We start from the raw sequence: 25,272 nt of genomic DNA, 5'->3' as shown, positions 1-25,272 counted from the left end.
ATACATGGCCCGCGCCGTTCGCTTTCATCACCATGGTGGTCCCGACGTGCTGCGCATCGAGACCGTCGATGCCCCGCCGCCGGCATCGGGCGAGGTGCAGATTAGGGTCAGGGCACTCGGCCTCAACCGTGCCGAGGCCCTGTTGCGAAGGGGGACCTATATCGAGCGCGCGACTTTTCCGTCGGGGCTGGGCCTGGAGGCGACAGGCATCGTCGAAGCGGTCGGGGATGATGTGACCAGCTTTGTGCCAGGAGATGTCGTGAGCATCGTGCCGCCGCTGTCGATGGTGCGATGGCCGGCCTATGCCGAGCTCGCGACGTTTCCGGCCGAACTCGTCGTGAAACATCCGCCGGAGCTCGGCTTCGAAACGGCGGCTGCCGTGTGGATGCAGTATCTGACGGCCTACGGCGCTTTGGTCGATATCGCCCGGCTTGGCCAAGGCGACGTCGTTGCCATCACCGCGGCATCCAGCAGCGTCGGGATCGCGGCCATTCAGATTGCGAACCGGGTCGGCGCGACGGCGGTCGCGCTGACACGGACCTCGGCCAAGATTGGGCCTTTGCGCGGTGCCGGCGCTGCCCATGTCGTCGCCTCGGACGAAGACGACATTCGGGCGCGGCTGGAGGCGATCGCCGGATCAAACGGGGTCCGCGTCGTCTTCGACGCGGTCGGTGGTCCCGCGTTCGAGCCGCTGACCGCGGCCATGTCGCCGGGCGGAATCCTGATCGAATACGGCGGATTGAGTCCCGAGCCGACGCCGTTTCCGCTTCTCAACGTGTTGACCAAGAGCCTGGTGTTGCGCGGCTACCTCGTGCACGAGATCACCCGCGATCCCGTGCGCCTTGCGCAGGCAAAGGCGTTCATTCTCGACGGGCTGTCGGATCGCACGTTGCAGCCGGTCATCGCCAGGACGTTCCGGTTCGAGGACATCGTCGAAGCGCATCGCTTTCTGGAGTCGAACGATCAGTTCGGCAAGATCGTGGTGACGATCTGATCAAGCGTCTTTCGGGAGCCGAGGCTCCGTAGGGTGGGCAAAGCGAAGCGTGCCCACCATCTATCAACAGAGTTGAGAGGTAGATGGTGGGCACGGCGCTGTGCGCCTCTGCCCACCCTACGAGATTTGCGTCTTTGGCTTGGAGCTGCAAAGCCCCTTACGGCAGCTTCAGCGACGTCTCCGCGTTGTACGGCTTCAGCGTCTCGTCAGCGGCCTTCTGGGCGGCGGCGAGGGCTTCCTTCGGCTGCTTCTTGCCGTTGAGGACCAGCATCACCTCGTCCTCGAGGTTCTTGCGGACCGGGACGGTCTTGTAGGTCGCAAACCACGGCTTTGCGACGTCGAGCTGCTCGACGGCGGTCTTGGCATCCGGGTTCTTGCCCAGGAATTCGACCATCTCGGGCGTCTTGTAGGCGGCCATGTTCGGCGCGAAATAGCCGGTGGCGCGGCTCCACCAGCCGCTCTTCTCCGGCGAGGTCATCCACTTGATCAGCGTCCAGGCCGCCTTCTGCTTGTCGGCCTCTAACCCGGCCGGCATGATCAGGGAGGCGCCGCCGATCGGCACCGCATTGCGGACGTTGCGCGGGATGAAGGCGACCTTGTAGGCGAACTTGGCGTTGTCGCGCACGTAGGTGAGCGAGCCAGTCGACAGCATCATCATCGCGGCATTGCCTGAGATGAAGGAGGTGCTGACGGCAGGGCCGGGCGTGGCGCCGGGCGTATGCACCTTGTGCTTATAGATCAGGTCGTTCCACCAGGTGAGCGCGCCCAGCATCGAGGGCGTGTCGTAATAGACCTCGCCGCCGAACTCCTCGTTGTAGTAGCGCCCGCCATTGCTCATGGTGAGCGTTTCCATCATCCAGCCGCAATAGTCGTAGGCGCAGGGGATCGCGATGCCCCATTGGGTCACCTTGTCGCCCTCGCGCTTGGTCAGCTTCTTGGCCCAGTCGGTGAGCTCGGCCCAGGTCTGCGGCGGCTTGCTCGGATCAAGGCCGGCTTCCTTGGCCTTGTCGGCGTTGATGTAGAGCAGCGGCGTCGAGTTGTGGAACGGCACGCCGTAGACCGAGCGGTTGATCACCGCGTTGCCCTGCAGCGCCGGGAAGAACTGGCCGAGGAACTGCTCCCTGGTGGTGCCGTCCGCCTTGATCAGCGCATCGAGGTTGGTGAGCTCGTTCTCGATCTGCATGTCGAGCAGGAAGTTCGCCGACATGATCACGGCTGCCGGCGGCTTGCCGGCCTTGATCGCGGCGCGCGTCTTGATCAGCGTGTCGTCGTAGGAGCCGGTGTAGACCGCGGTCGCCTTGACGTCGGGATGGGTCTCGTTGAACTCCTTGATCAAGGTGCCCATGTCGCGGGCGAGCTTGCCGTCGACGGGGACGGGGAAGAACAGGTCGACCTCGGTCGGACCTTCGCCGGCGAGAGCCGGAAAGGCGAGGGCGCCTGCCATTGATCCGGCCATGGCGAGGCCAAGCACGATCCTGCGGGAAAACAGCATCGGAAAATCTCCTATTTGATGCCTGAGGTGACGAAAGAGCTGATGAAGCGTTTCTGGAAGATCAGGAAGGCGACGAGCAGCGGCGCGATCACCATCAGCGTACCCGCGGCGATGGTGCCCCAGGCCTGCGTGCCTTCGGCGGTCTTGGTGAAGACGGAGAGACCGACCGTGAGCGGCCGCTTGTCCGGCGAATTGATCACCATCAGCGGCCACAGGAAGTCGTTCCAGTGGCTGGTCACGGAGATGATGGCGAAGGCCGAGAAGCTCGGCATCGACAGCGGCACGTAGATGTGGCGGATGCGCTGGAACAGGCCGGCGCCGTCGATCAGGGCGGCGTCTTCCAGCTCGGTCGGAATGGCTTCGAACGCCTGGCGCATCAGGAAGGTGCCGAAGGCCGAGGCGAAGAACGGCATCATCACGCCGGTGAGCGTGTCATAGAGCCCGAGCTGCGCCACCAGCGACAGGTTCGGCACGATCAGCAGCACCGGCACCAGCATCAGCTGCATCAGGAACAGGTAGAAGATCAGCGTCTTGCCGGCGAATTCCAGGCGCGCGAAGGCAAAGCCGGCCAGCGTGATGGTGACGAACTGCACCAGGAGGATGCCGGTGCAGATGATCGTGGTGTTGATCGTGTAGCGCGGGAAATCGCCGATCTCCCAGGCGTCCCTGACGTTGTCGAGCGTCGGCTTCAGGCTCGGCATCAGCTCGGCCATTGTGTTGATGCCGTCGGAGGCCGGGCGCAACGTCGCAACGCCCATCCACAGGAACGGGATGAGCCAGACGATCGCGAGCAGCACGGTCAGCGCGAAGCCGAGCTTTGGCGTGATCTCGCCGCGGGTGGCGAGCGGGGCGTCCTTCCACAGCGTATCGATCAGCTTCATGGCCCGCCCTCGCGGTTGGCCATCGTGCGGAAGGAAAGCGCGGTGAGGCCCATCAGCGCCGCCAGTGTCAGCAGCGTCGCCGCCGAGGCCTTGCCGATGTCGTAATGCTCGACCGCCTGCTGGTAGATGTAGAACAGCACGAGGTTGGTCGCGTTGGACGGCCCGCCCTGGGTCATGACGAAGACGTGGTCGACCTGCGTCACCGCGTTCAGCGTGGCGATGACGGTGACGAACAGGAAGGTGGGCTTGAGCTCCGGCAGGATGATGTGGCGCAGGCGCATGTATGGCCCGGCGCCGTCGAGATGGGCGGCCTCCATCACATCCTCGGGCACGGCCTGAAGGCCGGCGAGGAAGAACAGCATGTAATAGCCGGCGTTCTTCCAGATGGTGATCACCATGATGGCGTAGAGCGCGATGTCGCCGTCGCCGAGCCAGTTCGGCAGCACCGGAAGCAGCCGGCCGATGTAATAGTCGAGCAGGCCGACATTCGGCAGGAAGATGAACATGAACAGCGCTGACGCTGCGACCATTGGGATCAGCACCGGCAGGAACAGCGCGGCACGCAGCGCACTGTTCACGGCATGGGTGCGCGACAGCGCCAGCGCGAACAACAGCGCAAGCGCGATGCTCGGCACTGCCGTGCCGACGGCGTAGATCAAATTGTTGACGACGGCGCCGGCGAAGGCGGGGTCGGCGAGCACGGCGCTGATGTTGTCGAGCCCGACGAAGCGGACCGGCGCCTTGGGCGTGGCGCGCTGATAGAGCGCGTCGATGAGGACGCGCCCCATCGCGCCATAGGTGAACAGCGCGAGGAAGACCAGCGAGGGCAGCAGCAGCAGATAGGCAGGCAGCGAGGCTTTGAAGCGGTTCGAGAACCGCTTCAGGACGTGCAGACGCGGTGCCGCCGACGTCGCGACCGGGAGAGCCGCGGGTTCAGCGAGGCTCATCTCATCGCGCCGGGAAATTGAGTGCATAGTCGCGGCCGTCCACTCCTGCCGGTGGCTCGAAGGGGAAGCGCAGACTCTGGTCGAGGAAATCGTGGCTGTGCACGACGAGGTTCTCATCGTCGATCAGCACGACGCCATAGGCCGGCGGCTCGTGGCTGGCGAGATGCTCGCTGGCCGCAGCGTCGAGCTCGAACCAGACCTGGTGATTGGTGCCGCGCAGCGTCGAGAACGGGATCTTGCCGTAGCTGCCGAAGATCGGCCGATGCACATGGCCGAAGAAGAGATGGCGGATGCGCGAGCGATAGGGCGCGATCAATTCGGCGAATTCGGCGCTCTGCTTCAGCGCGATCTCGTCCATCGCGTGGACGCCGACCGGGAAGGGCGGATGGTGCATGAACACGACGAATTCTTGCTCGGCGGGGGCGGCCGCGAGCGTATTCGCCAGCCAGCCGAGGCGCCTTGCGCACATCTCGCCGGCATGGCTGGTCTCGTCCAGCGTGTCCAGGAAGACGAACAGGCCATGCTCGGTGGTGCGCGTGCCCTGCACGAAGCCGTTGGCATCGCGCGGCGCGGCCTTCAGCGCGTCGAGGCAGATGACGCGCTTGTCGTGATTGCCGACCATCGCGATGTAGGGAATCTTCAGCGCCGCCATCGCCTCGGCGAAGTTGGCGTAGGACTCAGCCTCGCCCCAATGGGTGAGGTCGCCGGTCACCACGGCAAATGCAGCGTCGGACTGATGCTTGTTGATGTCGGCAATGGCCGCATCCAGCCGGGCGCGCGGATCGAGCCCGTAGAGCGTCAAGCCGGGGTTCGCGAGGTGCGTGTCGGTGAGGTGGATGAACTTGAAGGGCATATGGCGCGCCTGAGTCGGGACGGTTGGAGGATCGGCGCCTCCGGCAAGACGGCGCTGCCAGCCCGTTAGAGCGCGTGTGTTTCAGTTTGATGACAGCGGTTCCCGTGTCCACAAGCGCCCGTGTCGTAGGGTGGATTAACCGAAGGCGTAATCCACCACTGTGAGCCAACCTCAAGTTGTGCTATCGATGGTTGATGCCTGACTATCGCCGCGCATTCATCCCCGGAGGACGCTGGTTCTTCACCGTGAACTTGCTTGATCGGCGGAAATCTCTTTTGACCGAGGAGATCGAGAGCTTGCGGGAAGCAGTCGCCGAAACCCGCCGGAGCTATCCTTTCGAGATCGATGCTTTTGTGGTCTTGCCGGATCATCTGCACGCGATCTGGAAGCTGCCGCCGGGCGATGCCAATTTTTCTGTGCGTTGGCGGTTGATCAAGGCACGATTTGCGAAAGCCCTACCGGCCAATGAGCGTCGGAGCGCAGTCCGTGTCGCGCGAAACGAGCGCGGTATCTGGCAACGCCGCTTTTGGGAGCATCTGATCCGTGACGAGACCGACTACGCGCGCCATGTCGAATATTGTTACTACAATCCCGTCAAGCACGGGCACGTCTCGAAGGTGTGTGACTGGCCGTACTCGTCCTTTCACCGCGATGTCCGCGCGGGATTGTTTCCGGAGGATTGGGGCGGGGACGTCAGGATCGCAGGCGAGTTCGGTGAGAGGGCGTGATCAGCGTCAGTCTGTAGGGTGGATTAGCGAAGCGTAATCCACCTCTTCGCTTTCCGTGTGCTGAGAGAAGTGGTGGATTACGCCTGCGGCTAATCCACCCTACGCAGTCGAGTGGTGGCTACGTCCCGCAGAACGTCTGCAGCACCCGCTGGTCCGGCAGCGGCGGATCGGCGTAGGCCGCATGCTCCGGCTGGTCCTCGAACGGCCGCGCCAGCACCTTCACCAATTCCTCGAACGGCGCGTAATCGTCGTTCACCGCGGCCTGGATCACGGCCTCGACGCGGTGGTTGCGCGGGATGAAGAGCGGATTGACGGCGTGCATGGCGGCCTGCCGCTCGGCGGCGCTTTGCTGTTCCAGCGCGATGCGCGCGCGCCAGCGGCCGGCCCATCCGTCGAAGGCTGTGGGCTCCATGAACTGGGCGCGCACGTCGGCCGCGTCGTCGCCGGCGGCCTCGCCGAGCTTGCGGAAGGTGACGGTGAAGTCGGCCTGGTTCTTGGCCATGGCATCCAGCAGGTCCTGGATCAGCGCATCGTCGCCGTCGCGCTCGGTGAACAGCCCGACCTTCTTGCGCAGGCCGGCCTGATAGGCGGCGCTGAACTGATCGGAGAACGCGCCGAGAATGTCCTGCGCCTCGGCCACCGCCTTCTCCTGCTCGTCCGAGAACAACGGCAGCAGGCATTCGGCAAGGCGCGTCAAATTCCACAAGCCGATGCGCGGCTGGTTGGCATAGGCATAGCGGCCCATCTCGTCGATCGAGGAGAACACCTGCGCAGGATTGTAGGAATCCATGAAGGCGCACGGGCCGTAATCGATGGTCTCGCCCGAGATCGAGCTGTTGTCGGTGTTCATCACGCCGTGGATGAAGCCGACCAGCAGCCAGCGCGCGATGAGCTCGGCCTGGCGCGCGACCACGGCTGCGAGCAGGGCGTGATACGGCAGCTCGGCGTGGAGCAGGTCCGGATAGTGGCGGGCGATGACGTGGTCGGCGAGCCGGCGGATCGCCTCGGTGTCGCGGCGGACGGCGAAGAACTGGAAGGTGCCGACGCGGATGTGGCTGGAGGCGACGCGGGTCAGCACCGCGCCGGGCAGCGCGGTCTCGCGGATGACGTGCTCGCCGGTGACGACCGCGGCGAGCGAGCGCGTGGTCGGGATGCCCAGCGCGAACATAGCCTCGCTGACAATGTATTCGCGCAACACGGGGCCGAGCGCGGCGCGGCCATCGCCGCGGCGGGAGAACGGGGTGGGGCCAGATCCCTTGAGCTGGATGTCGCGGCGGACGCCGTCCCGGTCGATGACCTCGCCGAGCAGGATCGCCCTTCCGTCGCCGAGCTGGGGCACGAATTGCCCGAACTGGTGGCCGGCATAGGCCATGGCGATGGGATCCGCTCCGGCGGGAACCGTCTTGCCGGCCAGGATCTCGGCGCCATCCGGGGTGTCCAGCAGGTCAGGATCGAGCCCGAGCTGGACCGCCAGCGGCCGGTTCAGCTTGATCAGCCGGGGGGCTGCGACCGGGGTCGGCGCGACGCGGGCGAAGAAGTTTTCCGGCAGCGCCGAATAGGAGTTCTGGAAGGGGAAATGGACCGTCATGGTCTCAAGATAGGGCTGGAACGGTCATCGGCAAAGGCTCCGGCCCCGATAAGCCAAAAATGGGCCCTTCGAGCCCAAATCGGGCCGTTCCCTTGGTTGCCGCCTCCGGCCTCGTCGGGTAAACCCTGCCGCAACTTCGGACCGGCCATTACGGGCCGTTCGATTCGCTTCCTTCAGACATTGATTTTGGGACGACCATGCATCGCTACCGGTCACATACATGCGGCGCGCTCCGCGAGAGCAACATCGGCGAGACCATCCGCCTCTCGGGCTGGGTCCATCGCGTCCGCGACCATGGCGGCGTGCTGTTCATCGACCTGCGCGACCATTACGGCCTGACCCAGTGCGTGGTCGATCCGGACTCGCCGGCATTCTCGCTGGCTGAAAAGCTGCGCTCGGAATTCGTGGTGAAGATGGACGGCAAGGTCCGCCGCCGCCCCGAAGGCACCGACAATGACGATCTGCCGACCGGCAAGATCGAGGTCTATGTCAGCGAGATCGAGGTGCTGGGCCCGGCCGGCGACCTGCCGCTGCCGGTGTTCGGCGACCAGGAATACCCCGAAGACATCCGCCTGAAGTACCGCTTCCTCGACCTGCGCCGCGAGAAGCTGCACCAGAACATCATGACGCGCGTCGAGATCATCAAGTCGATGCGCCGGCGCATGGAGGGGCAGGGCTTCTTCGAGTTCAACACGCCGATCCTGACCGCGTCTTCGCCGGAAGGCGCGCGCGACTTCCTGGTGCCCTCGCGCATCCATCCCGGCAAGTTCTACGCGCTGCCGCAAGCGCCGCAGCAGTACAAGCAGCTCTTGATGATGAGCGGCTTCGACCGCTACTTCCAGATCGCGCCCTGCTTCCGCGACGAGGACCCGCGCGCCGACCGTCTGCCCGGCGAGTTCTACCAGCTCGACGTCGAGATGAGCTTCGTCACTCAGGAAGACGTGTTTGCTGCGATGGAGCCGGTGATCACGGGCGTCTTCGAGGAGTTCGCGAGAGGAAAGCCCGTCACCAAGGGCTGGCGCCGCATTCCGTTCGCCGAGGCGCTGCGCAAATACGGCAGCGACAAGCCTGATTTGCGCAACCCCATCGAGATGCAGGACGTCTCCGAGCACTTCCGTGGCTCCGGCTTCAAGGTGTTCGCGCGCATGCTCGAAGATCCCAAGAACCAGGTCTGGGCGATCCCGGCACCCGGCGGCGGCAGCCGCGCCTTCTGCGACCGCATGAACTCGTGGGCGCAAGGCGAGGGCCAGCCCGGCCTCGGCTACATCATGTGGCGTGAAGGCGGCGAGGGCGCCGGCCCGCTCGCGAACAATATCGGGCCCGAGCGCACGGCCGCGATCCGCGCGCAGCTCGGCGTCAAGGAAGGCGATGCCGCCTTCTTCGTCGCCGGCGATCCCGACAAGTTCTGGAAGTTCTCAGGGCTTGCCCGCAACAAGGTCGGCGAGGAATTGAACCTCACCGACAAGGAGCGGTTCGAGCTCGCCTGGATCGTCGACTTCCCGATGTACGAGTACAACGAGGACGACAAGAAGGTCGACTTCTCGCACAACCCGTTCTCGATGCCGCAAGGCGGGCTCGAGGCGCTGAAGTCGCAGGATCCGCTGACCATCAAGGCGTTCCAGTACGACATCACCTGCAACGGCTACGAGATCGCCTCGGGCGGCATCCGCAACCATGTGCCCGAAGCCATGGTGAAGGCGTTCGAGATCGCAGGTTACGGCGAGCAGGAAGTGGTCGAGCGTTTCGGCGGCATGTACCGCGCCTTCCAGTACGGCGCGCCGCCACATGGCGGCATGGCCGCGGGCGTCGACCGCATCGTGATGCTGCTCTGCGGCACCACCAATCTGCGCGAGATCTCGCTCTTCCCCATGAACCAGCAGGCCATGGACCTCCTGATGGGCGCCCCGTCGGAAGCCACGACAAAGCAACTCCGCGAGCTGCACATCCGGGTGAATCTGCCGCAGAAGTGAGGTGAGGCTACGCCTTCCTCGTGCACGGGAAGGCGCGCTCTCTCTCCTCCGCGTCATTGCGAGCGCAGCGAAGCAATCCAGAATCTTTCCGCGGAGGGACTCTGGATTGCTTCGCTGCGCTCGCAATGACGGGGAGGGATTTTCGCCAGGCCAGCTGCGCCACTTTTCGCAGCAAAACAGGCCTACAGCCCCGTCGAGGCCTCGATCCTGAACTGCGCCAGCGCGATGATCGGTTCGTGGTCGAGGACATCGACCAGCTGAAGCACCGGCAGCTTGCCGAGCGGTGTCAGCCTGATGCTCAGCGTTTGCCCCGAGGCTCCGACGAAGCCGGCGAGTGCATCGACCGCGACCTTGGCATCGAGATTGGAGGCCGCGATCTTCTCGCCCTGGGCCCGGATCATCGCGACAATGGCGCTGCGCGCGGCGTCGCGGCTGACATTCTGCATGCGCGCGAACTGGGCCACGACCAGATCGACCACGCCGCGGTCGCGCAAGGAGAGCTCGATGGCGCCGGTCTCGACCTGGGCCAACTGATCCATCACCTCGGACGGGTCCGTCGTGGCGAAGAGGTCGCGCGGCACCTTGGCAAGGGCCACGCTCAGCTGCGCCCTGGCGAGGTTGCCGAGATCGAGCGTGGCGGGGGCGAGCACGAACGCGCCCGACGATTCCGTCCAGGCTGCGCCGAGATCGAGGTCGATCGCGAGCTTGTCCACGCCTGCCACGATCAGCGGCTGCAGCGCCGGATTGGCGGGATCGGTCGGCGTGACCATCTTCACGACCAGACTGGCCCTGCTCGGGATCGATCCGACCAGCTGGCCCCAGTTCATGCTGATCGTGTCGACGGTGATAGGCTGCCGCGCGTTGTTATGGGGAGCCACCACGCCCTTGATCTCGGCGCCTTCGAGCACCCGGAACAGGCCCAGCATCTGATCGGGCGAGGGCGGCTGCCCGTGCTTGCTGAGGCCGGCCGCCCAGCGCATCAGGTTTGCCGCGCTGAACGATTTCAGCGCGAAGCGCTCCATCTTGAACTGCCCTTGCGGAGACGGCGTGTCGACGCCTTCGAGCGCGAATTCGCCGTCGGTATATCTGACCGCCTTGATCCTGGCCGTTCCCTGTGGAAGGCCCATCGACGTCGTGCCGATCTCGATCCGACCAATACGAAGACCCTCATAGAATCCGGCGAGCTTCTCCATCATCTCGCGCGATTGCGCGGCGGTCGCGACGACCGACCGGTCCGTCGGCACGAGTGCAACGATCTCGGCCGGCCGGAATTTGGAGGGCTGCACCGCGATGTCCTCGAAACTGATCCCGTCGATCTCCATCCGCAGGCCCTGGGTCGATTTGAGCGCATAGCGGCCGGCCGAGATCTGCCGGTAGATGCGGTGATAGCTGTCGTCGCCGGCCTTCTGCGGGTCGAGCGCCGCGGCGACCGCGGTCGCGTCGAAATCGTTGATAATGATGCTGGAGAGGTCGCCGGTCAGCTTGTCCTTTTTGCCCGGCTGCGGCACGTCGATGGTGAAGACGGCGCGATCGGCCTTCATCGCCTCTGTCTTGCCGCGCTTGAGATTCTGGACCGCCAACCCGGAATAGGTGATTTCGCCGCTTCCAGCGGCGCTGCCGCTCGCGTCGAAGGTCATCGTCAGCGTCGGAGCCGTGACGGATGACGCCGTGATGCTCGAATATTGCTCGAGCACATAGCGATAAATGTCGATCAGGGAGCCGTCCTTCGGCGGATTGCTGCCGCGAATGGGGCCGGCATAGTCGCGCAGAGTAAGCTGCGGGATCTTGTAGGATGCCTTCAGCTTCGCGGCGCCGACCTGGTCCAGGGCGACTTCGAAACCGCCGACCTCGATGCTGTCGGCCGAGAAGCTGGTGTCGTCGATCAGGCGAACGCCGGTACCCTTGATGCCGGCGATCTTGACCTGCGCTTGCGGCTGGCCGGCCGGTGTGATGGCGATGTCCTCGATCGTCAGCGTCCGGGTCGCGAGCTCGAAGGTGATCTTGCCATGGCTCGCCTTGCCGCCGCCCGAGCGGATCTGCTCAAACGCCGCCTCGACTTCGCTGGTCGCCCGATGCTGGACATAGAGGTTGAAGCCAAACCATCCGCTCGCCCCGAGCACGGCTGCCACCATCAGGCCGATCAGGATTCGCTTCATTCCCAGCTCCAGTTGCTCATTTTGCACCGCGCAACCTGCCATATTCGCGAAATGCCGCGCGGTCCAGGGAAAGCTATGCTTTTCAAATATTTGACCGCGCGCCCTGTTGATGGGGGCGCAATCGGATGTTGCCACCGAGGCGCCCGGCGTGCTTCATCGCCCTTCCATGACCCGGAAATAGGGTTCGCTTGGACAGCGGCCCCGGATCATGCATTTTGAGGCCGGTAACGCGAGGCGAGACACCGCATGTCGTCCTATTCCGATGATCTCCACCAGGCGGCGCTCGCCTACCATCGTCTGCCGCGCCCTGGAAAGCTCGAGATCCAGGCAAGCAAGCCGCTTGCCAACCAGCGCGACCTCGCGCTGGCCTATTCGCCGGGCGTCGCCGCGGCCTGCACCGAGATCGCCAAGAACCCGGCTGAAGCCGCGACGCTGACCACCCGCGCCAATCTGGTTGCCGTGGTTTCCAACGGCACCGCGGTGCTCGGCCTCGGCAATATCGGTCCGCTGGCCTCCAAGCCGGTGATGGAAGGCAAGGCGGTCCTGTTCAAGAAATTCGCCGGCATCGACGTGTTCGACATCGAGATCGCCGCCGACACCATCGACCGCGTGGTCGAGACCGTGGCCGCGCTCGAACCGACCTTCGGCGGCATCAATCTGGAGGACATCCGCGGACCGGAATGCTTCGAGATCGAAGCGCGCCTGAAGGAGCGCATGAAGATTCCGGTCTTCCACGACGACCAGCACGGCACGGCCATCATCGTTGCCGCCGCCATCACAAATGGTCTGAGGCTGAACGGCAAGAAGCTGTCCGACGTCAAGATCGTGGCCTCGGGGGCAGGGGCCGCCGCGATCGCGACGTTGAACCTGCTGGTCTCGATGGGCGCGCAGCGCAAGAACATCTGGGTCTGCGACATCGACGGCCTCGTGCATGAAGGGCGCAACACCTCGATGGACCGCTGGAAGGCGGTCTATGCGCAAAAGACAGACAAGCGCACGCTCGCCGACGTCATCGGCGGAGCCGACATCTTCATCGGACTCTCGGCACCCGGCGTGCTCAAGCCGGAGATGGCCAAGGCGATGGGCGACAAGCCGTTGATCATGGCGCTCGCCAATCCGACACCGGAGATCATGCCGGAAGAGGCGCGCAAGGCGCGGCCCGACGCCATGATCTGCACCGGACGCTCGGATTACCCGAACCAGGTCAACAACGTCCTCTGCTTTCCCTTCATCTTCCGCGGGGCGCTCGACGTCGGCGCTACCGCGATCAACGAGGAGATGAAGCACGCCGCCGTCGAGGCCATCGCCCAGCTCGCGCGCGAGGCGCCGTCGGATGCCGTCGCGCAGGGCTTCGACACCGGCGAGACGCAGGGCTTCGGTCCGGGCTCGCTGATTCCGAGCCCGTTTGACCCGCGCCTGATCCTCCGCATCGCGCCGGCCGTGGCGAAGGCGGCGATGGAATCGGGCGTCGCGACGCGGCCCATCACCAATTTCGACGAGTACAGGGCGCTGCTCGAGCGCTTCGCCTTCCGCTCCGGCCTCGTCATGAAGCCGATGTTCGCCAAGGCCAAGACCCAGCCGGTGCGCGTGATCTATGCCGAAGGCGAGGACGAGCGCGTGCTGCGCGCCACGCAAGTCGTGCTGGAGGAGAAGCTGGCGCGGCCGATCCTGGTCGGCCGTCCTTCGGTCGTGGAGGCGCGCCTCAAGCGCTTCGGCCTCTCGATCAAGGCGGGCAAGGATTTCGATCTGGTCAATCCCGAGGACGATCCGCGCTACCGCTCCTACGTGCAATCCTATGTCGAGGTCGCCGGCCGCCGCGGCGTGACGCCGGATGCGGCGCGCACGGTGGTCCGCACCAACAATACGGTCATCGCGGCGCTTGCGGTGACGCGCGGCGAGGCGGACGCGATGCTCTGCGGCGTCGAGGGCCGCTATATGAGCCATCTGCGCCATGTCCGCGAGATCGTCGGCTTCTCGCCGGGGATCAGCGACTACGCGGCGCTGGCGCTGCTGATCACCAGCAAGGGCGCCTTCTTCATCGCCGACACGCAGGTTCGCCCCAACCCGAGCGCGGAGGAGCTCGCCGAGATCGCCTCGCTCGCCGCGGTCCACGTGCAGCGCTTCACCATCAAGCCCAAGATCGCCTTCGTCTCGCATTCGGATTTCGGCAGCTACGACACCGAATCCTCGCGCAAGATGCGGCGGGCGACGCAGCTCTTGAGAGAGAAGCATCCGGAGATCGAAGCCGACGGCGAGATGCAGGGCGACACCGCGCTCTCCGCCGCTGCGCGACGAATGGTGCTGCCGCACTCCAAGCTCGAGGGTGAGGCCAACATCCTGATCATGCCGACGCTGGACACCGCCAACGTCGCCTATCAGATGATCAAGTCGCTGGCGGACGCGCTGCCCGTCGGCCCGATCCTGGTCGGCCCGGCGCGCCCCGCGCACATCCTCACCCCCTCGGTGACGGCGCGCGGCATCCTCAACATGACCGCAGTCGCGGTGGTGGAAGCGCAGGAACGCGCCTCGCGGCAGCAGCCGACGTTGTTCACGTAAGGCGGTCTGCGACGTTGCCTTCGCCTCTCCCCGCGTGCGGGGAGAGGCCGGAATTTGCGAGAGCAAATTCCGGGTGAGGGGGACTCTCCGCGAGTCTCTCACCGTGATTGCGGAAGCGGCCCCTCACCCCAACCCTGTCCCCGTAAGAACGGGGCGAGGGAGCGCACCACCCGAGCTTCTCGATCTCAAGCTTTTCAAAGCAGTTCTCCATTTCCCTGTTTGAAAAGCCCAAACGGACTCTTCATAATCCCTTCAAGCGTTCCGTGCGGTAGCGCTTTGCCAAGAGGCCGATCATGCCAGCGTTCGTGACTTTCGGGCGAATCCTGTTCGCCGTGCTGTTCATCTACACGGGCGCGACCAAGCTCTTTGCCATGCAGGCGACCGCCGACGTCATCGCCGCCAAGCTCGTGGTGCCCGACGTCATCGCGCCTTACGCCAAGCAGATCGAGACGGCGACCGCCATGACGACGCCGCAGCTTTTGGCGATTGCGATCGGCGGGCTCGAGATCATCGCAGGGCTGATGATCGCGCTGAATTTCGGCGCGCGTTTCTTCGCGATGCTGCTGATCGTCTACGTCGCCGTCGCGACCGTCTTGTTCTACGATTTCTGGAACATGGCGGCTCCCGACAACGCCAAGATGCTGGTCGACGCGCTCAAGAACCTGTCGATCATCGGCGCGCTGTGCATGATCATCGGCTACGGCCGCACCACGCGTCCGGCCGAGGCGGCCTACGGCGACGTCTAGCGCTCAATCCGCTCTCGGAGGCGCGATCTCGCGCTTCCAGCGGGAAATCGACGCACTGCTGGCTCCATCGCTGCCGCGCTGCCGACCGAGCGATGGGGCACGCGCGGGGCGTGATGCTACACGCAGCCGCGATATGCGAGCGGGGCGGCGCCTTGGCTGATCGATTTAGCACAAGAAAGCAGCAGGATACGGGAAGGTATTCAGTTGCCGGTACTGTGCATGGGGTTGTTTTCGGAGTTTTGAATCGGAGCGCTGGACGTTTGCGACATTGGAAATGCCGAGAGGCTAACCCGGCCGCCACGGAATCACGGTCACCTCATGCGCCGCGTCGAGCAGGTACGGCGCACCCGGCTTCATCCCGTGCGCAGCAAGCACCTCGCGAGGCGTCCGCTGGGGCACACCGACGAAGCATCCTTCGCCGCCGGGCAGCCTCACATGGGGAGCCTCCGACAGCCAGAACGTGTCGTAGCGGTCCATGAACATGTCGAACACGACCGGGCCGCCGATGATGGCGACCATGCCGGAGGCGACGTCGGCGAAGGCGCAGGCCTGTTCGAAGCTCGCATGCGCCGGATTCCACAGCGTCGCGTTCGGCATCTCCGGATCGACGGTGAGGTCCCTGATCTTGCGGGTCAGGATCAGCCGCTTGCGCTTGGCCGAATTCGGCTGCTGCTCGTGCGAGTTGCGGCCGTGCACGATCAGCGCGGCGCGATCAAGCGCCTGCTCGAAGAACAGCTTGTCGCCTTCGAACTTCAGGCTGTCGGGCATGACGCGACCGGCGTCGGCAAGCATGCCGTCCGCCGAGACGATGACGTAGCCTTCGAAGCGGAAAGACAATGGCCTTCTATTCGGAAACGGTCGTCACCACGGAATTGACCGGGCGCTGGCTCACCGTCGGCAGCTTGATGTCCTTGAGCAGTTCCTGGTCGTATTCCGGCAGCGTCGAGACCGGGAACTTGGCGCGCATCGCCACCACCTTGTAACCGCCGGCCTTCAGCCGCTTGAGCAGCTCGGGCAGCGCCTCCGCCGTGTGCTTCTGGAAGTCGTGCATCAGGACGATGCCCTTGCCCCTGGTGTCGAGCTTCTTCATCACGGTCTCGACCACCTTCTCGGGCTTGGAAGCCTTGAAGTCGAACGAGTCGATGTCGCAGGAGAAGATGCCGACATTGCGATTGCCGAGATAGGTGACCATCTCCGGCGGATGCTGCAGCGCCGGGAAGCGGAAGAACGGCGCGGGCGAGATGCCGCCGAGCGCCCACTTCACCGCCGCAAAGCCCTTCTCGATCTCGTCCTTGCGCTGCGCGTCGTTGAGCTTCTTGTTGTTGAGGTTGGCGTGCGACCAGGTGTGGGCGCCGACGGTGTGCCCGGCCGCGTAGACCTGCTTCAGGATCTCCGGCTCGTAGGTCGCGTGCTTGCCGATGGTGAAGAAGATTCCGGTGGTGCATTCGTCCGCGAGTGCCTTCAGCACGGCGGGCGTGTTCTTCGGCCAGGGGCCGTCGTCGAAGGTCAGCACCACCTCCTTGTCGCGCAGGAAGTCGAGCTCCTTGAAATGCTCGAAGCCGAAGCCGGGACCGCCCGTGGTGTCGATCTCGACGGTGCGGGCGACGCCGAGCGCGCCCGGTGTGTTGCAGGCCGCGCGGGCCGGCTGCGGCGCCTGTTTCGGCGGGGGCGGATTGACGAAGCCCGCTGGCGCCGCAGCCGCCGGAGCGGGCGCTGGAGCTGCAGGGGAGGTTGCAGCCGCTGGTGTTGCCGCAGGCGCGGCTTGCGCTCCGGCTGCGGGCTTCGCCGCCGGCGTCTGCGACCATGCGGCGCCGGTCATCGCAACCGACATCGCACCTGCTAAAATCAGTCCTGCCGCCACACGCATGGTGTTGTCCTCGAGATTGATCCCGTTGTTCCGCCGCGGCTTTTCGCCTGCGGCCAAAACCGTCCTGCCCCAAACCCATCCTAGCCTAGATGGTGGGCCATCGCCATTGCAACGGCTGTTTGATGCCCCGCCGCAATTGTGCCCAACCGGATGGTCTGCACCTGCGTCACGTGTCGGCCAAGGCTCGGGCAATGGCGGTCTTGATCCGCGTGTCGGCCGGCTCGACGGCGGATGGAAACACCTCGGCGATATAGCCGTCGCGGCCGATCAGGTACTTGTGGAAGTTCCAGCGCGGAACTTCCTTTGGTCGGGCCTCGGCGGCCCATTTGTAAAAGGGATGCGCCCTCGCACCTACCACTGCCGCCTTGGCCGTGATCGGGAAGGTAACGCCATATTGGTGGTGCGCGGTCTGCGTGATCTCGCTGCTGCCGCCGGGCTCCTGGCCACCGAAATCGTTGGAGGGCACGCCGATCACGGTGAGGCCGCGCCCGCGAAACTCGTTCCAGATCTCCTGCAAGCCGGCATATTGCGGTGTGTAGCCACAGAGCGAGGCCGTGTTCACCACCAGCAGCGGTTTGCCGGTGAACGCTGCGAGGCGGATGTCGTCGCCTGACAAAGCGGGAAAGGAGAATGCGTAGGCCGAGACCCGGCTCATCCCGCCATCAGCGAGGGCGCGCGTGACGGGCGCGAATGCGCCTGCAAGCGTGACGCTCAGCACGGTCCTGCGATTCATCATGACGGCGTCCCCCGAGATGATCCGAGGGGCAGATTACTCCGCCACTGCGACCTCACGCGTCAACACCGCGTTATCGAGCGCTGCGTCGCGTGCTAGTACAGGCGGACGATGAAGTCGGTGCCTTCGCCAGTCTCGCCCTGGTTGATGCCCTGGTCGGAAACGATGATCGAGCCGCCTGACGTCAGCATCTCGCTGATCTTCGCCATGGTCTCGGCGGGCACCGAGATGCGGTCGAGGGCTTCAGCCGGGCTGTCCGGCGTCACCACCGGTTTTGCGGCGACGGGGATCACGGCTGCGCCGCGCTGGCGGCGCGCTAAGCGGCTGTCGTCCTCGCGCGCCGCGGAACGGGCGGAGACGGGCAGTGACACCACCGACCAGCGCAGCGCGTTGGCATCGGTCTTGTCGAGTTCGGCGGTGAAGACATGCGTGCCGAGCGGCCGGTCGCTCGCGGCAATCGTGACGGGCACCTCGAACAGAGGCGCAAAATTCTGCCGCACATAGAGTTTGGAATCCTTGCGGCTGATGAAGACGGCAATCTGGCCGGCCCGCTTGGGTGCTTCCGGCTTTGCCGCCGGCGCAGGATCGGCAACGCGGCCCTCGTCCTTCTTCGCATCGGGTGCGGCGGCGAGCGCCGGTGTATTGGCCTGATTGGGCGTCTTCGCGGCGTCCACCGCCTCGGTCTTGGCCGGCTCGGTCTTGACGGCCTCGACCTGGTCGGCGGGCTTGTCGTTGCTCGCCGGCTTGGCCGCTTCTGCCGATTGGGGCTTGGCCGCTTCGGATGCTTCGGCCGTCTTGACTTCGGCGGTTGGTGCGGCGGCTTCCTCGTGCGCAGCCGCATTGCCGGTGGTCACGTCCGACAACACGGCGTGGCCGACGGAGGTGCGCAGTTCGAGCACGCTCTCGGCGCTGGCCGTCTTGGTCTCGACCGGCTTGGCTTCGGGCGTGCCTTTATCGGCCTTGTCGGCGACATTGGTCTGCGGCGCGAGGCTCGCGGCGGGCTGCGGCGGCACGCGCATGGAGGCGAGCAGGGGATGGGAGAAGCTTTGTGGCGCCATCTGGCCGGGCGCCACGATCACGCGCGCGCCCATCCTGGTCCAGTTCCACATCTTCATCGCGAACGCCATGGGCATGCGGATGCAGCCATGCGAGGCCGGATAGCCCGGCAGCACGCCGGCATGCATCGCGACGCCGGACCAGGTGATCCGCTGCATGTACGGCATCGGCGCGCCGCTATAGATGTTGGAATGATGGAATTTGTGCTTCTGGATGACGCTGAACACGCCCATCGGCGTCGAGTGGCCCTTCATGCCCGTCGACACCGGTGATTCCGCGAACACGCCGGTCTTGTCGTAGACCGTCACCTTCTGCCGCTCGATCGAGACGACGATGACGAGCGGGCCTTGCGGCTTGGTGCCGGCTTCCTTCTCGACGACGACTTCCTTCTTGCTTGCGGCGCCGCGCTTTTGCGGCTTCTGGCGCGGTATTTCGGGAAGTCGCTCCTGCCGGGCGTAGTAGGACCCGTCGGAATAGTCCGTCCAGTAATAAAATGCTGCGTCTGCCTGGCTGGTCGCGCCGATCGCGCCCGCCGCCGTCAAAATGGCGACCTGCCACAGCCGTGCCGGCTTGGCAGAAGAACCCGACCCGTTCACGCTGTTCATCCTCGAATCCATAATCCAAATCAGACGTTAGTCTTCGCAAAGGGGATACGCGTTCACCAGCAGCGCGGTTCTGCCATCAGCTACTTTTGTTCAAGGCGTAGCAAAAAAGCCTCACGGAGCGGTAAACGGCGGCCGCGTCCGCCCCTCCGCCGCCTTCCTGACCGCCGCCAGCGTTCCTACATTGCGGGGACTTGCTACCGGAGACCTTCATGTCATCTCGTTTCCCCGGTCTTTCCAGCATCCGCTTGAAAGCCCTCGCTTTATTCCTCCTGGCTTTGATCGCGCCGACGCAGTCGGCATCCGCGGCCGATGAGCCCGATCTGATCTTCCGCCGCTCCACCGTGTTCAAATGGGTGAGCCCGAATGACAAGCTCGCGACCTATGGTCTCGACGATCCCGAGGTCGAGGGCGTCGCCTGTCATTTCACGGTGCCGGAGAAGGGCGGCTTCAAGGGCTGGCTCGGGCTCGCCGAGGAGGTCTCGGATATCTCGCTGGCCTGTCGCCAGGTCGGTCCGATCAAGTTCAAGCAAAAGATGGAGCAGGGGGACGACATGTTCCGCCAGCGCCGGTCGCTGTTCTTCAAGAAGATGCAGATCGTGCGCGGCTGCGACACCAAACGCAACGTGCTGGTCTACATGGTCTATTCGGACAAGCTAATCGAAGGCTCGCCCAAGAACTCGACCTCGACCGTGCCGATCATGCCTTGGGGACCGGCGGACGCAAACGTCCAGAAGTGCGGCGAGTTCTTCACGCAGTGACGCGCGTCGTTCACTCCTGTGACGCGGTCGCGTTCACCCGGTGGCGATCGCGCGGCGCAGCAAGCCGCGACCCGGTCAGCCGCACAAATGTCTGCGGCGTCGCCTCGAAGCCGCGGCTCGATTGCAGCGCCATTGCGCCGGCGCTGCCGCGAATGATTGGTTGATCTCCGCGATCCGTCGGTGGATTTTCATCGCGCGGCGTTGCGCGATTTCTCGCCATCATGGCCATCCCTCACGTGAATGCGCCCGATGATCCGGGCGTCTCGGTTTCGATGGCTTGGGTCGTTGGTGAACCAACCCCGGTTCAACAGGATCCAGCCTTCTTTTGCCCGTCCTTTCACCAGAAAAACGTAAAATGCGTGTGAAGCGCGCGCGGCGGCGGGATGACGACAGCTGCGCGGGGCGCAGATCCGCAGCGGCGCTGGAACTTAGCGGGCGACTTTGACCTGCCGTGAGACCTGTCTGAAATAACTGGCATTTTCCGCGAATTGTTTCGTCGCCGCGCCCGGGACGAAACAATTCTCACGAAGACGAAACCATTTTCAGCTTTTCGCGCATCACGGGCGAAACCGCCCATGGTTATCAGGCTCATAACGACGACGGCGTACCGCCGGCCACCGAATTGGGACACACATCATGCGCGCGCTCAGCTTCATCCTTGCTTTCGGTCTGGTCCTCGCTGGCTCCTCATTGGCGGGCGCGCCCGATGGCAATCTGCCCGGTGTCGGCACCTTCCAGTACAGCGGCTCGCCCGTTGCGGTTCCGGCCGCTCAGCCGATCATGATCGCTGCGCGCTTCTGACCGCACACAACAACAGCCGGCATAGCCCATCATGTTGCTTCGTCTCTGCGCCGCAGCGTTCGTGTCCCTCCTGACGATCAGCTCCGTTCAGGCGCAGGTCCGCTCACCTTCCAGGCTACCCGATCCGCGCGGCGAATTCGTTCGCCAGTGCGCGCCGCGCATGCTCGGCCGCTGGGAGCATCCGGAGGAGGTCTGTGGCTGCCTGCACGATCACGCCGCCGCGGCCGTCGAGGATCGCGATCTGCGCGAAGCGCTGCTGCGGGGCATCAGCGAGACCGGCGTGCCCACCATCGAGACCGATTGGGTGCCGGCCTCCAAGCAGAGTGAGATCGGCCCGACCTTCACCAAGATCGCCAAACCGACCCTGCAGTGCATGTTCGATCCGGCGAAATAGCTTCCCGGATCCTCACTTCGTTTTCGGTCCGTGCCGCGGCACGCAGGAGCTCGTGCGCGAGACTCCCTTGTCGGTCATCTTCGCGCCGCGCACTTCCCTGACCTGGCCGGCGGGGCAGGTTCCGTCATCCACGAGCACACGTTGGCCGAGCTTGAGATCGCCGATGTCCTGCTCGCGTCCGATGGTGGCGGCGCTTGCGGTCGAGGCAAGCGCGATGGCGATCAGCAACGAAAGGCAGGTCGCGTGGCGCAGCGGCATGATGTGAGGTCCCGGATCGATGCCGCAATCTAGGGAGCGGCGGGCGATTCTGATAGTGAAGCTTCGTCACGCGCGGCGGGCCGATTTTCCCCTGGCGCCCAATGCTGCGCGCGATTCCCTTGCGAGACGTTCGGCGGAGGCCACGAGCTGTGGCATGGGATGCCCGGAAAATCCCAGCACGAAGCCGGGGAGGGGACGCCCGCGCGAATAGGTGTCGGCCAATAGCCAGCCTTCGGCGCCGGCCGCCTGCTTGGCATGCACCGCAACCGCCGGATCGACGGCAGGATCGAACCGGGCGACAAGATGCAGTCCCTGTGAGGGCACCGGCACCGAAAGCGCGCCATCGGATGCGACTTCCAGCGTCTCGGCGAGCACGTCGCGCGCCTCGCGATACAGTTTTCGCACGCGTTTCAGGTTCGCGGCGAAGGCGCCGGAATTGAGCATGTCCGCCACCGCGCCCTCGATCAGTGTGCCGGGAAAGCGGTCAAGCGCCGCGCGCGCTGCCGTCACGTCCGCGATCAGGCGTTCGGGCAGGGCGCAATAACCGATGCGCAGACCCGGAAACAGCGTCTTGGCGAACGTGCCGAGATAGATCACGCGCTGGAGACGATCGATGCCGGCGAGCGACATCAGCGGCGCGCCGTCATAGCGGAACTCGCTGTCGTAATCGTCCTCGAGCACGAATGCGCCGGCCTGCTTCGCCCAATCCAGTAGCTCGAGCCGCCGCGGCATCGACATCTGCACGCCAAGCGGAAACTGGTGCGATGGCGTGACGTAGGCCGCCCGTGCGGACGGCGCCGCGATCCGGCCTTTGGCGACGCGCATCCCTTGCTCGTCCACCGGGACAGGCACGGTGCGATAGCCGCAATGGGCGACGGTTTTTCGGGCGGCGGGATAGCCCGGGTCCTCGCACCAGACCTGGTCCCTGGATTTCAGGATCGCGCTCAGCACGATGCGCAGCGCGTGTAGCGTGCCCGAGGTCAGCATGATCTGGTCGGGATCGCAACGCAATCCGCGCGCGGACAACAGATGGTCGGCGATCGCCACACGCAGCTCGCGGCTGCCGCGAGGGTCGCCATAATGCAGGTGCTCCGATCCGAATGCGCGCATGCGGCGGCCGACGAAAGCGCGAAAGCGCTGCAAGGCGCGTTCGTCGATATGGGTACAGCCGAGCGCAAACGCGCCCTGCTTTGGCGCTTCGAGAACCACCTTCGGCTTGTTGGGCTCGGCGGCGCGCTTGGGGATACGCGCCGCGACGAACGTTCCGGAGCCGACCGTTGCGTCGGCAAAGCCGTCGGCGATCAGGCGCTCATAGGCGGTGACGACGGCGTTGCGGCGGAAGCCGGTCTGCCTGGCTAGCGTCCGCGACGGCGGCAGCGGCTCGCCCGGCTTGACCAGACCGGAGACGATCATCTCGCACAGCGCCTGATAGAGCCGGTGCGCGGCGGATGCGCTGGCCGTGACGTGAGGGCCGGCGAGATCGAGCGGAAGCTCGGGCTTGGCTCGGGAGGATGAATTGGTCGGAATTTTTTGCATGGAATTGGAACTATCGCAGACCAAATGCGCCGCTACAACTGCTCCGGATTTCCTCCATCCGAGCAGGAGCGGCCGTGAGCCAGACCGAGACCTCGACTTCCTATCCGACATCGGCACGCAACCAGGTGAAGCGCCGGCACGACCGCGGCTTCTATGATCACGACACGGTTCATCGCATCCTGGATTCCTCGATGCTGTGCCACGTCTCCTACGCGATCGACGGCCAGCCCTTTTGCACGCCGACCTTCTTCTGGCGCGAGGGCACCAAGCTCTACTGGCACGGATCGAGCGCCAGCCGCATGCTGCGCAACCAGAGCAGGGGCGAGCGCGTCTGCCTGACGGTCGCCCATCTCGACAGCCTCGTGCTGGCGCGCTGCGGCTTCAACCATTCCGCCGACTACCGCGCCGTCATGGCGTTCGGCACGGCCTATCTCGTCACCGACCCCGATGAGAAGGAGCGGGCGGTGATCGCGATGGTCGATCGCTTCTTCCCGGATCGCACCTCCGGCCTGCGACAGAGCACCACACAGGAGATCAAGGCAACGTCGTTCATCGCAATGGAAATCGAGGAAGCTTCGGCCAAGATCCGGAGCAAGGGTGTCGCCGACGACGACGAGGACTACGCCTTGCCAATCTATGCGGAGCGCATTCCGGTCCGTACCGTGCTCGGCGCCCCGGAACCGTGCCCGCGCCTGCTCGATGGTGTGAGCCGGCCTGCGACGCTGAACGGCTATTCCGAAGGCCGGCTGCTCGAAGATGCATTGCGGGATGCATATTTTCTGGAGTACCCGAACGGCTGAAATCGGCTAGTTTGCGCGCTCCTAGGGACCATTGGAATGTCTGGAGTCGCCCGAATGAATGCCGAAACGCAGCAGAGGATTCTAGACGCCATCGACAACGGCTTCGAAGCTCAGCTTGCAACTACAAGCGATTTCGTCGCGATCCCTTCGACCCGCGGGGCGGAGGGACCCTGCCAGGACATGATCGGCGATCTCCTGCGGGAACGCGGCTACGAGGTCGACGACTGGCATATCGATGTCGACGATTTGAAAGATCTGCGCGGCTTCGGCCCGATCGAGCACGACTTCTCGAAGGCGCGATCCGTGGTGGGCACTTACCGCCCGCGAACCAACGGCGGCAAGTCGCTGATCCTGCAGGGGCACTGCGATGTGGTGCCGGCGGGTCCGCTGGAATTGTGGGATACGCCGCCATTCTCGCCGGTCATCAAGGACGGCAGGATGTTCGGCCGCGGTGCCTGCGACATGAAGTCCGGGACGATTGGTGCGCTCTATGCGCTGGATGCGATCAAGGCGGCTGGCTTCAGGCCGACGGCGCGGATCCATTTTCAATCGGTGATCGAGGAGGAGAGCACCGGCGTCGGCGCACTGTCCACCCTGCAGCGCGGCTATCGCGCGGACGCCTGCTTCATTCCGGAGCCGACCGGCGGCAAGATGGTGCGATCGCAGGTTGGCGTGATCTGGTTTCGCCTCCGCGTGAAGGGACACCCGACCCACGTCGCCTTCGCAGGCTCCGGCGCGAACGCCATCATGGCGGCGTATCACCTGATCCAGGCGCTGCAGAAGCTCGAGATCGAATGGAACGAGCGCGCCAAGGCCGACCGTCACTTCAAGACGATCGACCATCCCGTCAACTTCAACGCCGGCGTCATCAAGGGCGGCGACTGGGCCTCCAGCGTGCCGGCCTGGTGCGATGTCGACTGCCGGATTGCGGTGTTGCCGGGCTGGTCGATCGCCGATCACCAGAAGGAGATCATGGCTTGCGTCGCCGCCGCTTCGCGCAACCACCGCTTCCTCGCCAACAATCCGCCGCAGGTCGAATGGTCCGGCTTCCTCTCGGAAGGCTATGAGCTGACCAATGCTAGGGAGCCCGAGGCTGCGTTCGGCAAGGCCTTCAACAGGGTCTATGGCGGCGCGCCAGAGGATCTCGTCTTCACGGCACTGACCGACACGCGCTTCTACGGCCTCAACCACGGCATCCCGAGCCTCTGCTTTGGTGCCAGCGGAGGCGAGATGCACGGCTTCAACGAGTTCGTCGATCTGGAGTCGTTGAAGAAGGCGACCAAGGCGATGGCGCTGTTCATCGCGGAATGGTGCGGGCTGGAGAAGGCGTAGGCCTCTCCGCCGTCATTGCGAGCGCAGCGAAGCAATCCAGCATCTCTCGGCGGCGGCAGCCTGGATTGCTTCGTCGCTGCGCTCCTCGCAATGACGGAACGGCGGTTAGGTGCTCATCCTGAGGAGCTTGCGGAGCAAGCGTCTCGAAGCATGAAGGCACGGCCGGTGGCCTCGCCCTTCGAGACGCCGCTTCGAGGCTCCTCAGGGTGAGAAGAACCATC

23 protein-coding genes are annotated in these 25,272 nt (G+C 64.8%); 10 read left to right on the top strand and 13 right to left on the bottom strand.

Annotated elements, in window-relative coordinates; genetic code table 11:
- The first annotated feature begins 4 nt into the window (after nucleotides 1-4).
- On the top strand, nucleotides 5-994 hold the full coding sequence (locus tag XI05_RS29125) for a zinc-dependent alcohol dehydrogenase family protein (RefSeq protein WP_271508260.1): 990 nt from the start codon (nucleotides 5-7) through the stop codon (nucleotides 992-994).
- Between the two features lie 157 nt (nucleotides 995-1,151).
- Here the strand turns inward: XI05_RS29125 and XI05_RS29120 are convergent, their stop codons facing one another.
- From XI05_RS29120 to XI05_RS29105, 4 genes are read right to left on the bottom strand one after another with little or no spacing between them, the layout of a single operon-like run.
- Complete coding sequence (locus XI05_RS29120) at nucleotides 1,152-2,486, bottom strand: ABC transporter substrate-binding protein (protein WP_271508258.1); 1,335 nt, start codon at nucleotides 2,484-2,486, stop codon at nucleotides 1,152-1,154.
- A gap of 11 nt (nucleotides 2,487-2,497) precedes the next feature.
- The gene (locus XI05_RS29115) at nucleotides 2,498-3,367 is read right to left on the bottom strand and encodes a carbohydrate ABC transporter permease (protein WP_271508256.1); all 870 of its coding nucleotides are present in this window, start codon (nucleotides 3,365-3,367) and stop codon (nucleotides 2,498-2,500) included.
- Nucleotides 3,364-4,314 carry a carbohydrate ABC transporter permease gene (locus XI05_RS29110; protein WP_271508254.1) on the bottom strand — a complete coding sequence of 317 codons (951 nt, stop codon included), beginning with the start codon at nucleotides 4,312-4,314 and terminating at the stop codon, nucleotides 3,364-3,366. The genes XI05_RS29115 and XI05_RS29110 overlap by 4 nt, the downstream gene beginning before the upstream one ends.
- 1 nt (nucleotide 4,315) lies before the next feature.
- The gene (locus XI05_RS29105) at nucleotides 4,316-5,167 is read right to left on the bottom strand and encodes a phosphodiesterase (RefSeq protein WP_271508252.1); all 852 of its coding nucleotides are present in this window, start codon (nucleotides 5,165-5,167) and stop codon (nucleotides 4,316-4,318) included.
- A 194-nt stretch (nucleotides 5,168-5,361) separates the two neighbouring features.
- Between XI05_RS29105 and XI05_RS29100 the strand changes: the two genes are divergently transcribed.
- Entirely contained in the window at nucleotides 5,362-5,895 is a 534-nt protein-coding gene (locus tag XI05_RS29100; RefSeq protein WP_271508250.1) for an REP-associated tyrosine transposase, read from the top strand.
- 118 nt (nucleotides 5,896-6,013) lie between these two features.
- Here the strand turns inward: XI05_RS29100 and XI05_RS29095 are convergent, their stop codons facing one another.
- The gene (locus tag XI05_RS29095) at nucleotides 6,014-7,483 is read right to left on the bottom strand and encodes a protein adenylyltransferase SelO (RefSeq protein WP_271508248.1); all 1,470 of its coding nucleotides are present in this window, start codon (nucleotides 7,481-7,483) and stop codon (nucleotides 6,014-6,016) included.
- A 197-nt stretch (nucleotides 7,484-7,680) separates the two neighbouring features.
- On the opposite strand from XI05_RS29095, the gene aspS reads away from it, so the two are divergent.
- Nucleotides 7,681-9,453, top strand: a complete 1,773-nt coding sequence (gene aspS, locus XI05_RS29090) for an aspartate--tRNA ligase (protein WP_271508246.1) — start codon at nucleotides 7,681-7,683, stop codon at nucleotides 9,451-9,453.
- 182 nt (nucleotides 9,454-9,635) lie between these two features.
- On the opposite strand, the gene XI05_RS29085 is transcribed toward aspS, so the two are convergent.
- Entirely contained in the window at nucleotides 9,636-11,609 is a 1,974-nt protein-coding gene (locus XI05_RS29085; protein WP_271508244.1) for a hypothetical protein, read from the bottom strand.
- 246 nt (nucleotides 11,610-11,855) lie between these two features.
- Here XI05_RS29085 and XI05_RS29080 point away from each other — a divergent pair, with 246 nt between their 5' ends.
- Nucleotides 11,856-14,165 (top strand): NADP-dependent malic enzyme, encoded by a 2,310-nt coding sequence (locus tag XI05_RS29080; RefSeq protein ID WP_271508242.1) that lies wholly within the window; start codon nucleotides 11,856-11,858, stop codon nucleotides 14,163-14,165.
- 293 nt (nucleotides 14,166-14,458) lie between these two features.
- Nucleotides 14,459-14,911 (top strand): DoxX family membrane protein, encoded by a 453-nt coding sequence (locus tag XI05_RS29075; RefSeq protein WP_271508241.1) that lies wholly within the window; start codon nucleotides 14,459-14,461, stop codon nucleotides 14,909-14,911.
- 285 nt (nucleotides 14,912-15,196) lie between these two features.
- Here XI05_RS29075 and XI05_RS29070 read toward each other — a convergent pair whose 3' ends face one another.
- The 4 genes from XI05_RS29070 to XI05_RS29055 all read right to left on the bottom strand — a co-directional run bounded on the left by XI05_RS29070 (nucleotide 15,197) and on the right by XI05_RS29055 (nucleotide 19,172).
- Nucleotides 15,197-15,748: a dihydrofolate reductase gene (locus XI05_RS29070; RefSeq protein WP_271508239.1), complete on the bottom strand. Its 552-nt coding sequence runs from the start codon at nucleotides 15,746-15,748 to the stop codon at nucleotides 15,197-15,199.
- 7 nt (nucleotides 15,749-15,755) lie between these two features.
- Nucleotides 15,756-16,778: a polysaccharide deacetylase family protein gene (locus XI05_RS29065; protein WP_271508238.1), complete on the bottom strand. Its 1,023-nt coding sequence runs from the start codon at nucleotides 16,776-16,778 to the stop codon at nucleotides 15,756-15,758.
- A 166-nt stretch (nucleotides 16,779-16,944) separates the two neighbouring features.
- Nucleotides 16,945-17,514: a glutathione peroxidase gene (locus XI05_RS29060; protein ID WP_271508236.1), complete on the bottom strand. Its 570-nt coding sequence runs from the start codon at nucleotides 17,512-17,514 to the stop codon at nucleotides 16,945-16,947.
- A 92-nt stretch (nucleotides 17,515-17,606) separates the two neighbouring features.
- Complete coding sequence (locus tag XI05_RS29055; RefSeq protein ID WP_271508235.1) at nucleotides 17,607-19,172, bottom strand: L,D-transpeptidase family protein; 1,566 nt, start codon at nucleotides 19,170-19,172, stop codon at nucleotides 17,607-17,609.
- Between the two features lie 209 nt (nucleotides 19,173-19,381).
- Here XI05_RS29055 and XI05_RS29050 point away from each other — a divergent pair, with 209 nt between their 5' ends.
- A complete protein-coding gene (locus tag XI05_RS29050; protein WP_271508234.1) occupies nucleotides 19,382-19,930 on the top strand; it encodes a CreA family protein in 549 nt (182 codons plus the stop codon).
- 10 nt (nucleotides 19,931-19,940) lie between these two features.
- Here the strand turns inward: XI05_RS29050 and XI05_RS29045 are convergent, their stop codons facing one another.
- Complete coding sequence (locus XI05_RS29045) at nucleotides 19,941-20,159, bottom strand: hypothetical protein (protein WP_333940031.1); 219 nt, start codon at nucleotides 20,157-20,159, stop codon at nucleotides 19,941-19,943.
- A 407-nt stretch (nucleotides 20,160-20,566) separates the two neighbouring features.
- On the opposite strand from XI05_RS29045, the gene XI05_RS29040 reads away from it, so the two are divergent.
- Together XI05_RS29040 and XI05_RS29035 are read left to right on the top strand one after the other, a co-directional pair.
- Nucleotides 20,567-20,731 carry a hypothetical protein gene (locus XI05_RS29040; RefSeq protein ID WP_271508233.1) on the top strand — a complete coding sequence of 55 codons (165 nt, stop codon included), beginning with the start codon at nucleotides 20,567-20,569 and terminating at the stop codon, nucleotides 20,729-20,731.
- Between the two features lie 31 nt (nucleotides 20,732-20,762).
- Complete coding sequence (locus XI05_RS29035; RefSeq protein ID WP_025035902.1) at nucleotides 20,763-21,125, top strand: hypothetical protein; 363 nt, start codon at nucleotides 20,763-20,765, stop codon at nucleotides 21,123-21,125.
- Between the two features lie 12 nt (nucleotides 21,126-21,137).
- On the opposite strand, the gene XI05_RS29030 is transcribed toward XI05_RS29035, so the two are convergent.
- Together XI05_RS29030 and pdxR are read right to left on the bottom strand one after the other, a co-directional pair.
- Nucleotides 21,138-21,383, bottom strand: coding sequence for a DUF6719 family protein (locus XI05_RS29030; RefSeq protein WP_172788486.1), 246 nt, complete (start codon nucleotides 21,381-21,383; stop codon nucleotides 21,138-21,140).
- 66 nt (nucleotides 21,384-21,449) lie between these two features.
- Entirely contained in the window at nucleotides 21,450-22,919 is a 1,470-nt protein-coding gene (gene pdxR, locus XI05_RS29025) for a MocR-like pyridoxine biosynthesis transcription factor PdxR (protein ID WP_271508232.1), read from the bottom strand.
- Nucleotides 22,920-22,993: 74 nt separating this feature from the next.
- On the opposite strand from pdxR, the gene XI05_RS29020 reads away from it, so the two are divergent.
- A complete protein-coding gene (locus tag XI05_RS29020; RefSeq protein ID WP_271508230.1) occupies nucleotides 22,994-23,719 on the top strand; it encodes a pyridoxamine 5'-phosphate oxidase family protein in 726 nt (241 codons plus the stop codon).
- Between the two features lie 54 nt (nucleotides 23,720-23,773).
- The gene (locus XI05_RS29015; protein ID WP_271508227.1) at nucleotides 23,774-25,051 is read left to right on the top strand and encodes an ArgE/DapE family deacylase; all 1,278 of its coding nucleotides are present in this window, start codon (nucleotides 23,774-23,776) and stop codon (nucleotides 25,049-25,051) included.
- Nucleotides 25,052-25,272: the final 221 nt, after the last annotated feature.

Source organism: Bradyrhizobium sp. CCBAU 11357 (genome assembly GCF_028128865.1).
GTDB lineage: Bacteria > Pseudomonadota > Alphaproteobacteria > Rhizobiales > Xanthobacteraceae > Bradyrhizobium.
Note: the sequence above shows the minus strand (reverse complement) of the source record. Positions and strands in the feature narration are given on the sequence as shown.

Excerpts from the sequence above, each read along its gene's own strand:
- XI05_RS29060 (WP_271508236.1), bottom strand. The coding sequence starts at position 17,514 with ATGATGAATCGCAGGACCGTGCTGAGCGTCACGCTTGCAGGCGCATTC.
- XI05_RS29015 (WP_271508227.1), top strand. The coding sequence starts at position 23,774 with ATGAATGCCGAAACGCAGCAGAGGATTCTAGACGCCATCGACAACGGC.
- XI05_RS29085 (WP_271508244.1), bottom strand. The coding sequence starts at position 11,609 with ATGAAGCGAATCCTGATCGGCCTGATGGTGGCAGCCGTGCTCGGGGCG.
- XI05_RS29030 (WP_172788486.1), bottom strand. The coding sequence starts at position 21,383 with ATGCCGCTGCGCCACGCGACCTGCCTTTCGTTGCTGATCGCCATCGCG.
- XI05_RS29065 (WP_271508238.1), bottom strand. The coding sequence starts at position 16,778 with ATGCGTGTGGCGGCAGGACTGATTTTAGCAGGTGCGATGTCGGTTGCG.
- XI05_RS29110 (WP_271508254.1), bottom strand. The coding sequence starts at position 4,314 with ATGAGCCTCGCTGAACCCGCGGCTCTCCCGGTCGCGACGTCGGCGGCA.
- XI05_RS29055 (WP_271508235.1), bottom strand. The coding sequence starts at position 19,172 with ATGAACAGCGTGAACGGGTCGGGTTCTTCTGCCAAGCCGGCACGGCTG.
- XI05_RS29125 (WP_271508260.1), top strand. The coding sequence starts at position 5 with ATGGCCCGCGCCGTTCGCTTTCATCACCATGGTGGTCCCGACGTGCTG.
- XI05_RS29040 (WP_271508233.1), top strand. The coding sequence starts at position 20,567 with ATGCGCGCGCTCAGCTTCATCCTTGCTTTCGGTCTGGTCCTCGCTGGC.
- XI05_RS29095 (WP_271508248.1), bottom strand. The coding sequence starts at position 7,483 with ATGACGGTCCATTTCCCCTTCCAGAACTCCTATTCGGCGCTGCCGGAA.
- XI05_RS29050 (WP_271508234.1), top strand. The coding sequence starts at position 19,382 with ATGTCATCTCGTTTCCCCGGTCTTTCCAGCATCCGCTTGAAAGCCCTC.
- XI05_RS29105 (WP_271508252.1), bottom strand. The coding sequence starts at position 5,167 with ATGCCCTTCAAGTTCATCCACCTCACCGACACGCACCTCGCGAACCCC.
- XI05_RS29045 (WP_333940031.1), bottom strand. The coding sequence starts at position 20,159 with ATGGCCATGATGGCGAGAAATCGCGCAACGCCGCGCGATGAAAATCCA.
- aspS (WP_271508246.1), top strand. The coding sequence starts at position 7,681 with ATGCATCGCTACCGGTCACATACATGCGGCGCGCTCCGCGAGAGCAAC.
- XI05_RS29075 (WP_271508241.1), top strand. The coding sequence starts at position 14,459 with ATGCCAGCGTTCGTGACTTTCGGGCGAATCCTGTTCGCCGTGCTGTTC.
- XI05_RS29115 (WP_271508256.1), bottom strand. The coding sequence starts at position 3,367 with ATGAAGCTGATCGATACGCTGTGGAAGGACGCCCCGCTCGCCACCCGC.
- pdxR (WP_271508232.1), bottom strand. The coding sequence starts at position 22,919 with ATGCAAAAAATTCCGACCAATTCATCCTCCCGAGCCAAGCCCGAGCTT.
- XI05_RS29100 (WP_271508250.1), top strand. The coding sequence starts at position 5,362 with ATGCCTGACTATCGCCGCGCATTCATCCCCGGAGGACGCTGGTTCTTC.
- XI05_RS29120 (WP_271508258.1), bottom strand. The coding sequence starts at position 2,486 with ATGCTGTTTTCCCGCAGGATCGTGCTTGGCCTCGCCATGGCCGGATCA.
- XI05_RS29035 (WP_025035902.1), top strand. The coding sequence starts at position 20,763 with ATGTTGCTTCGTCTCTGCGCCGCAGCGTTCGTGTCCCTCCTGACGATC.
- XI05_RS29080 (WP_271508242.1), top strand. The coding sequence starts at position 11,856 with ATGTCGTCCTATTCCGATGATCTCCACCAGGCGGCGCTCGCCTACCAT.